Raw genomic sequence first — 14,618 nt, 5'->3', positions numbered from 1 at the left:
AGGAGGTGCCTAATGGCAACAGACCTACGACCGAAGTCGCTTCAAATGCCGGTCATACCGTCTTCTCGTATCGTGCGAGAACGACTGATTCAGGTGCAAGCAGAGGCCGCGAAACTGGGCATTCTGCTCAGGTTGGCCACCGAATTAGAACAGTCTACAGAGTCCACCTCCGATGCATCGGAGGTGGATCGTGGCTAATCAACACCAACGGCAGCTGATTGCCGATGCCCGACGTCGGTTTCTCCGCCGACTCAAAGACGGCCCCGCCACGTTTACCGATGCAATTCGTGGTCTGTCCATGCCCGATGGTTTGGACGGACGCGTGTTCGGTGCGATGGTCGCCGAGCTTCATCGTGACCGGATTATTCGTCCGGTCGGTTACGTTCCATCGACGAATCGATGTTGTCATTCCCGGTTGTGGGAATTAGTCGACGATTCGATCGGAGGTGCGAAATGACGCTCTCCGATCTGAGCCCGGTCGACATGGAAGTGTTGGCCGATATGGTCGCCGACCGGGTGGCCGATCGTCTTGCCAACCGGCGGCGACTTCTCACACGGCACGAACTGTCCGAGGTGATCAACGTGTCGGTCCCGAAGCTGGACACGATGTTGCGTGATGGCGAGTTACCCGTCATCCGTGTCGGTCGCAAAGTGTTGTTTGACCCCCATGCCGTGATAACGCACATGGCGGCGAAATCGGCCCCCCCGGCCACTTGCGAGGTATGCCGGAACGAACCAGTGGTCCACCACGTTCCGACCGACAACGGCGTGGTGGATACCTGCGATGAGTGTTGGCGATTCGTTGGCCCCAATTCGGGCCAATCGGACGGCGAATAATGCTATGCGACTTCTGCAATCGACGCGAAGCCGTGGTCCACCGTTTCCGCGTGCTCAATGGTTTCGCGAGTCTGTGCGAACCATGCCTGCGGTATTCCATTGAGCCGCAAAAACATCTGTCATCCGAAGGCGACTTCTGCCTCGTGACTTCTAACAACCTCAACATTTATCAACAAAAAACGACCGGCACCGGTGATGACGATGCACGGTCGACGAAGGAAACGAACCTATGAGCGATTCTAGCAAAACTACCAAACGGACGTCCAAGTCCAACGCGACCTCCGAGGCCGGAAACCTGCCCGGCATCGAAAACGAAGTCCAGGTGGAGGACAACGTTCCTCCGAACAAACCACCGGTCGACGTGGCCGTGGCGGCGACACCGGAACCACCGGATCCTCTTCGTGCAGTCGATCCGTTTGACCCGGCGGCTCTGCGGATCAACCCGAACACGGCGGCGGGAGCGATCGGCGTCAAACGCAAGATTGTCACGTTGAAAGTCGGCAAACCGGACAAGATGGAGTTTTGCCGTGTGCATCCGTCCGAAACGTACCGGATCGACACCGCTATCGTGGAGGACAAGAACAACCGCGAAAGCTACCTCGTGGCCCCTGCGTTGTGGCCGGAGCTACCGGACTTCATCACACTGGTTCGCCTGTGCGTTGCGGTAAACCGTCACGGTGCGACGTTCCTGTGGCCTGCGAAACTACCGGATCCAAACGGACGTCCGATGGACTGGCACACGTCGATGTTGGAGGCCCAAGAACTTGCGACGAAGAGCTGGGTGCGGGTCCAGGCGGATATGTCGTCCGGATCCTACGCGGTGTTCGAGGCCACGGGCAATTTGCCGGAGCCGGAGTGGCCGGAACTTTCAATGGGCGAGTTGTTGAAACTCGCGTTCAAAACCCGATTCATTGACTCGATGAACCACCCGTTCCTGCTGGAACTCTTCGGGGCTGCGTGATGGATTGGCTGAACCGATTTAATTCGGTTTGGTCACTCGACTTTGAGTTCTCACAACCACCAGGCGAACGGCCGAGCGTTGTTTGTCTGGTGGCTCGTGAGTTCCATACGAAGCGATTGATTCGGATCGACATGGACGCGTTGACGACGATGAAGGAACCGCCGTTTGACACGGGACCGAGTTCGCTTTGCGTGGCGTACTTTTCATCGGCGGAGTGGAAATGTTTCCTCGCCTTGGGATGGAGCCTACCGACCTACGTGCTCGACTTGTGGTGTGAGTTTCGGAACATGCTCAACGGCACTTTTCCGGCGTCCGGATGGGGCCTGCTCTCGTGCCTGTCACACTTCGGTTTCGATTCGATGTTGGCGACCGAGAAAACCGAAATGCGTGATCTCGCGATACGCGGCGGCCCATACACGTCCGAGGAGATGGAAGCACTCGTGGACTACTGTCAGACCGACGTCGATGCTCTGGACAAATTGTTGCCCGCTATGTTGCCGCTGATCGACTTCCCTCGTGCGGTGCATCGTGGCCGTTACATGAAAGCCGTGGCGAGTATGGAATACAACGGGATCCCGATCGACACGAACATATTGTCGATGTTTCGGCGGCAATGGGAGACGATCAAACTCGATTTGATTCGGTCGGTCGATCATGCGTTCGGCGTGTTCGATGGGATGACGTTGAAGCGTGATCGGTTTGCGGCATATCTGATTCGTAACGGGATCCCGTGGCCGGAAACGGACAGTGGTCAATTGTCATTGAAGGACGACGTGTTTCGGGATCAAGTGAAAACCTATCCGCAACTATCGCCACTGCGTGAACTGTGTCACGCGTTGTCCGAGATGAAGCTGGAAAAGTTGGCAGTGGGATCGGACGGACGGAACCGGACGATGTTGAGTCCGTTCGCGAGTCGCAGTGGCCGGAATCAACCGTCCAACAACAAATTCATTTTCGGTCCATCGGTTTGGTTACGCGGTTTAATGCAACCTCAACACGGTCACGCGTTGGCCTACGTGGATTGGTCGCAGCAAGAACTCGGGATTGCGGCGGCATTGTCCGGCGACCCTGCGTTGACGCGTGCCTACGCGAGCGGGGATCCCTATTTGGAGTTCGCCAAGATGGCCGGAGCGGTCCCGGCGACGGCGACGAAGAAATCCCACCCGGCGGAGCGATCGGCGTACAAGGTTTGCATGTTGGCGACCCAATACGGCATGAGCGAACACGGACTCGCGTTGAAGTTGAACAAGCCGGTCGCGTTCGCGAGAAACCTCCTCCGTCGACACCGCGAAACCTTTCCTGTGTTTTGGAAATGGTCGCAGGCCCAAGTCGACACTGCGATGTTGACCGGCGGGTTACAGACCGTGTTCGGGTGGCGTATCCGCACCATCGGCGGCGACAATCCGAGGTCCCTCGCAAACTTCCCGATGCAGGCCAACGGGGCGGAGATGATGCGTCTGGCGTGCTGTATGGCGACCGAGGCCGGAGTTCGGGTGTGTTGTCCGGTTCACGATGCAATTTTGATCGAGGCCGAAACCGACGTGATCGACCGTGTGGTGATGGAAACGCAAGCGATCATGCGAGAGGCCGGTCGCCTCGTGCTCGATGGCTTCGATTTGGAGTCCGACGCCAAGGTGATCCGGCATCCCGACCGTTACATGGACGACGATCGTGGTGTGGATATGTGGGACCGAGTGGTCCGGCTTGCCTGCGAAGCGGACGCCAAACAGCAAACTTGAACATCGGACACCACGTTCCGGTAATTGGAACGCGTCGTCCGAAAATCGGAACGCATTGTCCAAGAAATGGAACGTGTTGTCCCACCCGTACCCCCATATCTACTTAGTAATCTCTTTACTGGTTCTATTTAGAAATCTCTTTAATAGGTACCCCATGAACTTGGAATCTTTCACGGCCCGCCCCACCGACGTGGCCGAATTGTTCGCAGTCCGTGGCGAGCGGAGAGTCGATCGGAACGCCAAGGCCAAGTCGGTATCGGTGCCATTGCCACGGCATCGACCGGGTGAGCGATTCATCCGTGGCCCGATCCCGTTGACGTGGTTCCGAGCGGCGTCGACGTGTGGTGATCGTGCCGAGGCCGTGGCGGTGCTGCTGTGGTATGCGGCGGGATACCAACGGCGGAATCCGATCAAGATGACACCGACGCTCCTCAGCGAACTACGCGTCCACCCGAAGACCGGAAAACGGATTTTGCGGCGTATGGAGGAATTGGGATTGGTCCAGTGTGAGTTTGCTCGTGGCCGGTCGCCTTTGGTGACGATTACGGCTCCACCGACAACTTTCCTCCAATAAAACGATAACTAGGCGACCCTACTCACACCGATTTCGCGACATGGAATGTACGGGCGAAGTTTTTCGTCGTTTCAACATTCCCTTTTGGAAAATCCTATGAGAATTCACTTTGTAGTAGTTCCACCACATGGTGGTGAAGCAGATTTCGGTTTTGATTTGGAACTCCCCGCCGTACCTCGTGAGGGTGATTGGGTTCAAGTTGTGGATCCGCTAATTCGGTCCGCGGCGAATCGACACGACTTCATTGTAGGCCGGATACGTTGGGATCTCCGAGCGAATGGTCTAGGGGGCGAGAGTGATTACGAGACCGAGTACATCGGAGTGTCCGTCGAAGCACGGTACGCGATATCGGATTATTCGTGCGAGTCGCATAGACGGTCCTATCTCTCGGAACTGAAAGAAGGTGAAACACGGAACGAAATTGCGGCGACAATGTTTTGATTCGAGATTCACCGCTATGATGCGTTTGGCCACGGCTAGGTTTAGCGGCCGAAAAGCCGGTCCCATGCCGGCCCCGCCGTGGCTCTTCATTCACCTACATGGGAACAACTGATGGAGTTGATTCAATGGCGAGTTTGAGCCGCGAAGAAAAGACCGAGAAACGCACCGGCGGATACCGTTTGCAATTTCGGGATGCTTCGAAACGCAAGCGATCTATTTGGCTGGGTGACGTGACCGAGGCCAAGGCGGAGGATATTCAGGCCCACGTCGAACACTTGATCGTGCAAACCAAAAAACAGCGACCACCGGAATCGGCGACGGCTGATTGGCTCGCGAGTGTTGATAACGACCTGCGGAACAAGCTGGCGAAATGCGGTCTGTGCGAATCGGTCACCAAACGCGTCTCTCGTGATCTGACATTGGTCGCATGGATCGACGAATACGTGGCGGAGCGTGAGGACGTGAAGCCAAGCACGAAACTCACCTACTCTCGCGGCCGTGCGAAGCTGGTCGACTATTTCGGGAAACGAAAACGACTTCGTGACGTGACGGTCGAGGACGCTCGCAAGTGGCGGATTGCGATCAAGACGAAAGGCAATCTCCGCGACAAGGATAAACCGGGGCTGTCCGAGGAAACGACTCGCAAGATGACGGCACTGGCGAAACTGTTTTTCGGTGAGGCGATGGCTCGTGGCCTCATTGATTCCAATCCGTTCGCGGGCCTCGCGTCGACCGGCCAAGGAAACGAGAAAAACCAACACTTCGTCGAGTCGACAACGATTGAAAGTTTGATGGACCATTGTCCCTGCGGCGACTGGCGTCTGATATTGGCCCTGACGCGTTACGGTGGCCTGCGGTGCCCGTCCGAATTGATCCCACTGCGACGGTCGGATATTGATTTGGAGGCCCGCAAAATGACCATCACGGCGTCGAAAACTGAACACCACTCCTCCGGCGGGATCCGGGTGTGCCCGATATTCCCTGAACTTCACCGGCACTTGCAAGCGGCATGGGATGCGATGCCGGACGGCCCGACGTCGCCCTACGTGATCAACCGATATCGGCGACCCGATCAAAACTTGGGGACCACGTTCCTAAAAATTCTGACGCGTGGCGGTGTGGAGCCGTGGCCCCGGTTGTTCCAAAACTTGCGGGCCTCTCGCGAAACGGAACTGATGGCCCGCTACCCGGCCAAGGACGTCGCCTCGTGGCTCGGCAATTCGGTGCCCACGGCGATGAAGCATTACGCGATGGCGACGGACGAAGCGTTCAAGGCGGCATCGGATCCGGAGGCGACGACGGTCGCCTCCGGCACACCGAAACCGACCGAGGAGTCCGAGGACGCCACCAGTGGAACCGACGCGTCTGGTGGTTCCATTTCGGGTGAATCTGGTGCTATTGAACCAGAAGAGGGAACCGCCGTTGTTGCCGCGAACCCGGCAAAAACACCGGAAAACCCGCGAGAAAACGGGTTTTCAATAGTTCAGGACAACAACGGCGATTACTACCTAGTAGGGCTGGCAGGACTTGAACCCGCGACCTAGGAATTATGAGTTCCCAGCTCTGACCAACTGAGCTACAGCCCCTTTGCCCGTAAAACACGGGACAAATCGCGTTTTTCGAACATTTAAAAACGCGGCAAAATTCGCCTCGGGGATACATAGGGGATATTCTCCCCCAGAAACAGCCGCGAGGCACCGGGGATGATAGCCGCGCAGATCAGTTTGCGACAGATCCAACCCGGTTGGTTTCGGTCGTGAGCGGTGCGTTTGCCGCAGCCTCCGGCGACACACCGCCAACCATCAACGCCATCCGCTGCACTGCCTCCGCTTCCATCGACCGGAATAAATGGCCGTAGGTGTCGAGAGTCAATTTCACGTCCTTGTGTCGCATCACTGATTGGATCGTCTTGACATGGACGCCAGCCAATGCCATAGCCTGGGATCGGTCTCAAGCAGAAATGCCAAGCGGGAATCATGATCGCACCTCACGACCAAGGCGGCTGCTGACACCAGACACGAGGTCTGACAGAGACTGGCTAACCTGCTCGCCCACGTAACGTAACTGGCAGACAGCCATCAGTGCGGTGCCGCTGGCACACCGGACTAAATCGTCATCAGAGAGGGTGCGGCAAGTGTCCACGCCGATACGCTCTCGTATCAGTGAGACGACGCGGGGGTGGACGGTCGAGGGAGTTGAATTCGAATCGATAGTTGACATGCGAGGCTCCAGTCGCAGGTGATTTGATTGACCAAAATCAATCGTTTCACTGCGCTAGGCAGTCCGCAATACGCGGACACCATCGCGAGAATTCACGCTCGAAACGGACGGCGCCCGAAAATTGCCTTTCAAAAAACGCCGTGTTTTGCGGGGCGAATTTAAAAACCCCAAGTTGGGGTTTTTAAATCGTCGCCAAAGTGATCGCCGTCAGGAGGGCGACTTTCCCTCGCGCCCGATAGCCCAACACGCCGCGCCAACTAGCAGCGCACCAACGCCGTCTATCCACGACCCCAGCAACAACGTGACGGCACCGATCAACACGAACACGATTGCAGCGATAACTGTGAGAGCCGGGCGTTTTCGGATCGGGGAAGCAGCTGGCATGTCCTCGCCAATGTCTCCCGAAGTCGTAGGTAACTACGAACAGGAGACAACACTGGAAGTCCGTGATGAAGGCCATGAGCGGTTGCGCAAATTGAGCCGTCCAATGACCGTGCGCACTATTCGATCGCCGGGATATCGACGTCCTCGTCTTTAGAAAGATGGTTCGCTATTGCTGGTGCCGTAACGAGTGGAAGAGTTAGTGGCGGCAGGTCCATTCGGCATGTGCAGGACTGCGTGAACTCCCGCATGTATGGCCATGCAGTGAAGACCCCATTTAGCCTTGCAAAGGCTTCAATAGCCTCCTGCTCGTGCTCGCCTTCAATTGAAAATAGCACCTCGTAGTTTGCCAGTATCTGAAGCCCAGTTTCCTCTGACTCCTCTGACTCCTCGCTGTTGTCGGTAGTGCGGACCTTAACACTGACATCGCACGCGCAGCGACCATCCCCTTCCACAGGTAAGTATTTCGCGGAAACAGCGAACTCAACAGCGTTTCGCTCAGGCAAATGATCTGGTGAATTGAATTGACCAGAGGTCATGCGAATCCGTAGCACAGATGCGTGAGGGGAAACCAACGAAGTGAGTTCGATAAGCTTATGCGTCATGTCGAGATATTACTTTCGCAGTAACTCGCGTCCGTCTTGAAAGTATAGCGAGTGCAAGAGGATGCGTTGTAGATACATTGGTTAAGTGGATGGAATTCATCCGAGTCCTGGTCCATGTCCTCAATGACAAGTCGGCCACGTTTGCCCGACGCCCAAAGAATGCCAGCTAAGGTTCGCAGGGTGAGGTTTTTCTCACCGCTGAACAACTGTGAGATACGGCCTCTGGTAAGCCCAAGCTTGCTTGCCAAGTCTTTCTTCTTGACACCTGAGTCTTCGAGGCAGTCAGCAAGCGCGTCAGTGACTTCAAGAATAAATTTGGTTTCGCAGTAATGGCGGCCTCGCTTGGTCGCTTCTAATCGCTGCTTAAGCTTGCTCATTTTTCCCTCGTATTTTTTCCGTGATTTCAGTTCGAACCGTATCAGCCCAGTCATTATGTTTCTGGTCCCATGTTGCTTGTCGTGGCTTTACAAAACCGTAAACAACAACCCAATTGCATCGCAAGCGGAAGGCCGGGAATCTGTACATCTGCTGCTGCTTACCCTTGATTGCGATAGCTTTGAATCCATTTGCTTCGGATCGGAACTTGTGGGATCCCGTAGTTCCATTCTCCGCGAGTTGCGAGACAACCGCAGCAAAATGACCGATCTTGCTTTCCGCCATCTGCTCAACCATGTCCTCAACGGAAGTTGCCTGGGAGCACATTCGCCGAAGTGGGATTACTTTCACTGCCCAAATTTTCCCCCACTCTCCAACTTCAAGCAGGTCGCAGTACTCCTTTAGAACTTCTTCGGAACGCATGAAGTGTAGCTTTACCTAAACATTTTTCAAGTCTCAGGATAGACTGATTTGGATAAGAGTGGTTCGGAAAAACGGGGTTTGACGTGCGTTTTCCTGTCTGGACTCAGTTTACACCGGCAATGACTCCCCTTGGCAGGGGGCGATAACCACGCAGTCTGCCTAACTGGCAGGCCCTGTTTTATCAGGTTTTGGACACGTGGCCACCGCGCTGCCACGAAGGAAAAACGCCCCCCTTTGTCGCCGGGGGGATTGGATGCCGGGTTGTTGCGTCTCCCCACACCCCGCGCGGCGGTCTCCTGTTTCTTGACCACCGATAGCAACTAAACAGCTATCGAAGAGAAGCGGCTAGCGAGTCAACGATCCTGTGAGTGGTCGACTCGATGTCATAGAAACGCCACTGACCGTCTAGCTCGCTGACGACGCCGATGGAATCCAGGAATTCCAGAACAGTCTCAATAGGAACGTCACCTGAAACGTCTCCCCGGATTTCCGAAACGTCCTCGTTGATCTCCTCGATGGTGAGGTCTCGGCGCGACTGCTTCAGCAGCGTAGCGACCAAGAGAATCTGATCGAACTGACAGAGTGACGGGTGCGCGTCGATCAACCGTCGACGTGATGACTCGATGGTCATGATAGTGCCTCGCAACGGAAAGAAGGTGAACGGTAGTTAGTAACGTTCCCGATCGATCGCGACTCAGCCGGTTGCGGCGGCTGGTGAGTAGTCGTGCGATCAATGTTGCGGATTTCGTGAATCGCGTCAAGCGGTTTTTTCGTCGATGCCTAACGGCCTAACCCGGCAGCACCAGTAGAGAATACACCAGTAGAGAATATCGGTCGCCAAGTCCTGCTCCTCTCGATCGCGGGTGATGACGTCTGTCACTCGCCTGTCATCGAGAGCGCGACGCCAATCAGGTCCCTTCGTTTCAAAACCAGAGTGACGATTCGGCTAGTAGTTCGATTGAAATGCCAAGAGATTGAATACCATACCGCAACCACTACACTGACACTGCTCGGTACGGACATGCCGATCACCTTTGGCCACGCCCTGGATCACTCTGGGGCGTGTTTTTTTTGTGCGATCATTTTGCCGTGACCGAACTACACAGCGTCCGCCGTCACACTAGGCGATAGACCTACTCTACCGAACTGCTCCCGAATCAGTTCGGCGGCAGTGGCCGCGAACGATACCGGTACCACTATCGCATCGTGGATCGGCTGTGCCGTCACGCCTGGGTGTCGCTTCCTTAGCTCGTTCCCTAGTCCGTCGATCATAAGTCCCGACTCGGTGCGCTGCAGCAGACAGGCTAATCGCTGATGTCCGCTTTCTTTAGCCGCAACGATGAAATTTGCAATAGTTGGGAAGTCACGCTCGATGATACGGAAGATCGGCGAACGTCTCATTGCGTCAGTACGGTCGAAAACGGGAATCAACGTCGCCCGCTTGATCGAGCGTTCGGGCATTTCCCGCATATCAGTCCTGATCGTCCGCCCTGATTGCAGCTTGATCGTCGCGGTTGTGTCACCGTCGAACGTCTGGATTGAATCGAAGAAATACCGATAGAACGATTTCGATTCACACAGCTCGATCCACCTCGCCACATCCGGTTTGGTCTTGTTCTTTTCCATTTTCGAAAAACGCGCGTCATATGGTAGTGGGGCGCGTTGCGGTGGGTGGTTGCCTGTGGTGTGTTGGTGAGCTAGGTGCCCTGTTATGAGTGGCTGACAGGCTGAGACGTCGACAACGACGATGTCTTCTCCATTGATTGTCCGTAGATGCTTTCTCGCGCGTTTTGGTAGCTGTGAGGTCAGACCGTGATACCTCCCATAATCGCACCGTTTCGCGAACTCCTGTCTGTTGTGCCATCGTGCTATCGTCCACTGGTCCCAGTGGTTGGTTAGCTTCGGATCTTCCGCCGCCGCTTCATCCAAACGCAATTTGTTGAAGCATTCTCGGTAGTGCATTCCAGCCTGCCCTAAGTTCTCTGGGTCGACCGCGTACGTCTTTGCTACCTTCTTCGCGACCGGGCGTGACGTGATGCAGTGCTGTCGCGACTGCCCTGTTCGGTGCTGCTCTGCGATCCTGTACGACTTCGTGAACGCTTTGACGCCTTCCATGCCCGTCGAATAGCGATCGTTCCGCTCGACGATGCCAGCGTCGATCATTGCATCGATTCGGCGGCGATAGCTCCGGCCTAGCAACGTCGAGAGATTTTGGTTGTGGAGGTTGACCCAGTGGCCGTGATCTCGCCTCTCGCGTGTCAGCGATGTATGCAGGGCGAGTGTCGACAAGAACAGCGCCCAGTTATCACCCTCGACGCCAGATGGCAATTCAACCGACCTTGGGACCGCCACCCTTGCCAGCGGCTCCCGTTTGGGCAAGTTGTTGCCCTTGGCTTTTTGCACGCGTACAATGTCGTTCAGCTGCATGACTCTACCTCAGTCGTGTACGGGAGAGATGACTGATCGCCGCCACAGCTCAAAGTCATCCCGATTCAATTACGGTCATCAGGCAAATTGCTTGATGCCCGTTTTTTTGTGTCTGTTAAAAATGAGAACACCCGATCGGGTCAATCTCTAGTCTTGGGCGTTCAGACCCAAAAACACCGTGTTTTGCGGGACGAATTTAAAAACCCCAAGCTGGGGTTTTTAAATCGTGGCCGAAATGATCGCCATCCATAGCGAAACTAAGCCTCTTTCTGCTCGCGCTGACCGACACGGCTGGTCGGTTCATCTGCACCGTCGCTACGGTCCTCCGTCAGGCTCAGGAGCAGTCTCGCGATGGCGTCTACTTGCGCGGGGGTTAGGCAAGACGACGAGAGGGAGTTTTGCTCACGCTGTGTATCAGGGAGGGAGTCAGACATTTTTATCAGATGACTTGGGAGTGATCTGATGCGGTTGAATTTGGCTTCGCCTACCGTATCATCGACGCATCAGGTGATGAGCCTCGATGGTCACTGTTTGGCGACGGATCATCGGGGCTTTTTCATGCGCCTCAATCGTGAGGCCAACTGACACCGTCATGGCGGTGCGAATATCTTCAGGGCGATCGCCAGCCCACGCAAGAGGATTTGTTCGTAGTCTTTTAGTCGACTGATGGCATCTCGCCACCGCCGACCGGCAATTGCCCCAGATACTCATCCAGTTCGCTGCGTAGGTAGATGATGGTGCGGCTACCCACCCGTCGCGGTCGGATTTCCCCAGACGCCACGAGCCGCTCAAAGGTCCTCACGGACAAACCGCAGTAGTACGCGGCGTCTGCTTTCTTCATTCCGCTCGGCTGTAGCGATGCGGTGTACTGTCCGTCGATTTGCTTACGTAGCACGCTGCCACTCCGTTGCTTGATATCTTGATCTTCACCATGTGGAGTCGCCTCCATTAAGCAAGGCGTAATTCCGCAGGTCACCCTGGCAGATCAAAATCTGATTTCAAGTCTTTCTATCTCCGGGGATACATAGGGGATATTTCGGAGGCGTTACTCGGCGGGAGGCGGCGTGAACCGGCGAGTGTGGCGACGGCGTTTGGCGCTGCAAAATACGGTGTTTTGCGCTATCCGAGGGCGTCCTGGCGGGACTTGGCGAAAGACGCCAATCGGAATTATGAGTTCCCAGCTCTAACCGACTGAGCTACAGCCCCGGAATGCCGTCGATTTGAAGAGAAAAAGCGTCGTTTCGACGATTCCTCCCCACCCCCGTCTTGAGCACCTGAGCGATCAAGCCGAGCCTTCTGTGGCGGACGTCGCCCCAAAATGAAGAGCAACTCCGCGAACGGCATCGAAGATTGTAGTCACCTCCCCCAAAACGCGACAGACGCAGCAACCTCATTCTCAAACGCCCCACTCAAACAACCAAGCCACCAACCCCAAACATCACCCGCTTCCACCAACCCACGCCAACCACCAAACACCCCCGTAGCTGACCGAGGCCCTCGGTCAGCCCCACACATCATCACGGCCTGAGAGCCTCAGTCCGCCACAATTCAATCAAATACCAACCCCCGCACGCCCCATCACCAACCCCACCAACCCAAACATCACCAAACACCCTCGTAGCTAACCGAGGCCCTCGGTCAGCCCCACACACCGACACGGCCTGAGAGCCTCAGTCCGCCACAATTCAATCAAACACCAAACCCCACACACCCCATCACCAGCCCCACCAACCCACATCATCCACCAAACACCCTCGTAGCTAACCGAGGCCCTCGGTCAGCCCCACACACCAACACGGCCTGAGAGCCTCAGCCCGCCACAATTCAATCAAACACCAACCCCCGCACGCCCCATCACCAACCCCACCAGCCCATATCATCCACCAAACACCCTCGTAACTAACCCAGGCCCTCGGTCAGCCCCACACACCGACACGGCCTGAGAGCCTCAGTCCGCCAAAGTTCAATCAAACACCAACCACCACACGCCCCATCACCAACCCCACCAACCCACATCATCCACCAAACACCCTCGTAGCTAACCGAGGCCCTCGGTCAGCCCCACACACCGACACACCCTGAGAGCCTCAGTCCGCCAAAGTTCAATCAAACACCAACCCCCGCACGCCCCATCACCAACCCCACCAGCCCACATCATCCACCAAACACCCTCGTAGCTAACCGAGGCCCTCGGTCAGCCCCACACACCAACACGGCCTGAGAGCCTCAGTCCGCCACAATTCATTCAAATACCAAACCCCACACAACCCATCACCAGCCCCACCAACCCAAACATCACCAAACACCCTCGTAGCTAACCGAGGCCCTCGGTCAGCTCCTCACCGACACGGCCTGAGAGCCTCAGCCCGCCACAATTCAATCAAACACCAAACCCCACACGCCCCATCACCAACCCCAAACATCACCCGCTTCCCCCCAAAAAAACATTAACCCTCCCCCCGGGAGGGTCGAGCAAAGCGAGGGGAGGGCCCAGCGCAACAACGGGGCTCAACGCAAAGCCCCGGCCACCAACTTCCACGCTCGAGAACCGCCTAGCCTCTACGCCGACTTCGACACGACGAACCGAGACCGCGACTCCTGGACTTTCTGATCGACCTTCCGAGACAACGCTGCCCCCAAGCCACTCGTGCGAACCTCCGCGACCGAACTCGCACGCTCCGACTCACTCGCCCGCAACCGGCTCCCGATCGACGCTCGCAGAAACTCATAGAACTCCGCCTCCACACTTTGCATTGCACCGCATCGAGCCGCCCGATCTCGTCCCGCCAACTCTCCAGCGGCGGGATCGATAACGTCCAAAACCCCGGCCGTGACTCCGTCGCCCGAATCCCGGTCAAAAACACTCGCCCCGACGTCGCCACAATCTCAACCGTCACGCGAGTCCACGACTCGCCCTCGAAACGCTTCACGTGAACACGCGGCGGATTGACGAACCCAGCCAAAGTTCCCGCCAACCTCCCCGCCACCGCATCTCGACCGGATCCAACGCCCTCATCCACACGCGACCCGTTCGCTCCCGACGGATTCGCTCGACGTGCCCCGCCCCTTCCGGAATCACCCCTTCCAGAACCGCCCCTTACCGGACAGTTCCTTTCTGAATCGGCCCTTCCTGAATCCGCCCTTTTCGAATTGACACGTCTCGAACCGGCCCGCCCCGTTACGTACTCTTCCGCCGTCACTTGTTCTTTCGACTCCGACAACCGGTCCATCGGACTGGGCATCAGCGACGGCTCGGCCGGCTTGGCGATGTGGACGTAAATCGTCGTCGTTTCCAGCCGAACGTGACCGAGCACCTTTTGGATGCGGCGGATGTCACACCCGTCCTCGAAACTGTGCGTCGCGAACGAGTGACGCAAACTGTGTGGCGTGGCGTCCTTCATGATTCCCGCGATCGCGACCGCTTTCTTCATCGCACGCTGTACCGTGCGAGGCGACAGGTAACGCGACGAGCTCGAACCGCCTCGCGACACCGACTCACTCGGAAACAAATACGCGTCTCCTCCCAACTGCCCTTTGACTGCCGCGAACATTGCCCGATAAGTCGCCGGCAACATCACCTGACGATCCACGTTCCCTTTCCCTTGAACGATTGAGATCGTGTTGCGATCCAAATC

At 56.5% G+C, this 14,618-nt stretch carries 17 protein-coding genes and 2 tRNA genes; 8 read left to right on the top strand and 11 right to left on the bottom strand.

Annotated elements, in window-relative coordinates:
* The first annotated feature begins 12 nt into the window (after positions 1-12).
* From FHS27_RS15570 to FHS27_RS15540, 8 genes are all read left to right on the top strand, one after another.
* A complete protein-coding gene (locus FHS27_RS15570; RefSeq protein ID WP_184305840.1) occupies positions 13-198 on the top strand; it encodes a hypothetical protein in 186 nt (61 codons plus the stop codon).
* Entirely contained in the window at positions 191-457 is a 267-nt protein-coding gene (locus tag FHS27_RS15565; RefSeq protein ID WP_184305839.1) for a hypothetical protein, read from the top strand. The genes FHS27_RS15570 and FHS27_RS15565 overlap by 8 nt, the downstream gene beginning before the upstream one ends.
* Positions 454-837 carry an excisionase family DNA-binding protein gene (locus tag FHS27_RS15560; protein ID WP_184305838.1) on the top strand — a complete coding sequence of 128 codons (384 nt, stop codon included), beginning with the start codon at positions 454-456 and terminating at the stop codon, positions 835-837. The genes FHS27_RS15565 and FHS27_RS15560 overlap by 4 nt, the downstream gene beginning before the upstream one ends.
* Positions 837-1,070 (top strand): hypothetical protein, encoded by a 234-nt coding sequence (locus FHS27_RS30810; protein ID WP_221225143.1) that lies wholly within the window; start codon positions 837-839, stop codon positions 1,068-1,070. The genes FHS27_RS15560 and FHS27_RS30810 overlap by 1 nt, the downstream gene beginning before the upstream one ends.
* Entirely contained in the window at positions 1,067-1,798 is a 732-nt protein-coding gene (locus FHS27_RS15555) for a hypothetical protein (RefSeq protein WP_184305837.1), read from the top strand. The genes FHS27_RS30810 and FHS27_RS15555 overlap by 4 nt, the downstream gene beginning before the upstream one ends.
* Positions 1,798-3,537 carry a DNA polymerase gene (locus FHS27_RS15550; RefSeq protein WP_184305836.1) on the top strand — a complete coding sequence of 580 codons (1,740 nt, stop codon included), beginning with the start codon at positions 1,798-1,800 and terminating at the stop codon, positions 3,535-3,537. Before FHS27_RS15555 ends, FHS27_RS15550 begins: the two co-directional genes overlap by 1 nt.
* A 154-nt stretch (positions 3,538-3,691) precedes the next feature.
* Complete coding sequence (locus FHS27_RS15545; protein ID WP_184305835.1) at positions 3,692-4,111, top strand: hypothetical protein; 420 nt, start codon at positions 3,692-3,694, stop codon at positions 4,109-4,111.
* 566 nt (positions 4,112-4,677) lie between these two features.
* Positions 4,678-6,096, top strand: coding sequence for a tyrosine-type recombinase/integrase (locus FHS27_RS15540; protein ID WP_246419869.1), 1,419 nt, complete (start codon positions 4,678-4,680; stop codon positions 6,094-6,096).
* Here FHS27_RS15540 and FHS27_RS15535 read toward each other — a convergent pair.
* The 11 genes from FHS27_RS15535 to FHS27_RS15485 form a co-directional block, all read right to left on the bottom strand.
* Positions 6,065-6,138 (bottom strand) — tRNA-Ile (locus FHS27_RS15535). The genes FHS27_RS15540 and FHS27_RS15535 overlap by 32 nt on opposite strands.
* 133 nt (positions 6,139-6,271) lie before the next feature.
* Positions 6,272-6,487 (bottom strand): hypothetical protein, encoded by a 216-nt coding sequence (locus FHS27_RS15530; RefSeq protein ID WP_184305833.1) that lies wholly within the window; start codon positions 6,485-6,487, stop codon positions 6,272-6,274.
* A 785-nt stretch (positions 6,488-7,272) separates the two neighbouring features.
* A complete protein-coding gene (locus FHS27_RS15525; RefSeq protein WP_221225142.1) occupies positions 7,273-7,692 on the bottom strand; it encodes a hypothetical protein in 420 nt (139 codons plus the stop codon).
* A 62-nt stretch (positions 7,693-7,754) separates the two neighbouring features.
* Positions 7,755-8,135 (bottom strand): helix-turn-helix domain-containing protein, encoded by a 381-nt coding sequence (locus tag FHS27_RS15520; protein WP_184305831.1) that lies wholly within the window; start codon positions 8,133-8,135, stop codon positions 7,755-7,757.
* On the bottom strand, positions 8,122-8,556 hold the full coding sequence (locus FHS27_RS15515) for a hypothetical protein (protein WP_184305830.1): 435 nt from the start codon (positions 8,554-8,556) through the stop codon (positions 8,122-8,124). Before FHS27_RS15515 ends, FHS27_RS15520 begins: the two co-directional genes overlap by 14 nt.
* 328 nt (positions 8,557-8,884) lie before the next feature.
* A complete protein-coding gene (locus tag FHS27_RS15510; protein ID WP_184305829.1) occupies positions 8,885-9,187 on the bottom strand; it encodes a hypothetical protein in 303 nt (100 codons plus the stop codon).
* A 467-nt stretch (positions 9,188-9,654) separates the two neighbouring features.
* Positions 9,655-10,983 (bottom strand): hypothetical protein, encoded by a 1,329-nt coding sequence (locus FHS27_RS15505; protein WP_184305828.1) that lies wholly within the window; start codon positions 10,981-10,983, stop codon positions 9,655-9,657.
* Between the two features lie 257 nt (positions 10,984-11,240).
* Positions 11,241-11,417: a hypothetical protein gene (locus FHS27_RS15500; RefSeq protein WP_184305827.1), complete on the bottom strand. Its 177-nt coding sequence runs from the start codon at positions 11,415-11,417 to the stop codon at positions 11,241-11,243.
* A gap of 221 nt (positions 11,418-11,638) precedes the next feature.
* Entirely contained in the window at positions 11,639-11,878 is a 240-nt protein-coding gene (locus FHS27_RS15495) for a helix-turn-helix transcriptional regulator (protein ID WP_184305826.1), read from the bottom strand.
* 240 nt (positions 11,879-12,118) lie between these two features.
* Positions 12,119-12,189: transfer RNA gene (locus FHS27_RS15490), tRNA-Ile, on the bottom strand.
* Between the two features lie 1,346 nt (positions 12,190-13,535).
* Positions 13,536-14,618: tyrosine-type recombinase/integrase (locus FHS27_RS15485; protein WP_184305825.1), on the bottom strand; the 1,083-nt coding region annotated here is incomplete at its 5' end.

Source organism: Aporhodopirellula rubra (assembly GCF_014192335.1).
Classification (GTDB): domain Bacteria; phylum Planctomycetota; class Planctomycetia; order Pirellulales; family Pirellulaceae; genus Rhodopirellula; species Rhodopirellula rubra.
The sequence above is the reverse complement of the archived record's forward strand: the minus strand, read 5'-3'. Positions and strand labels throughout refer to the sequence as shown.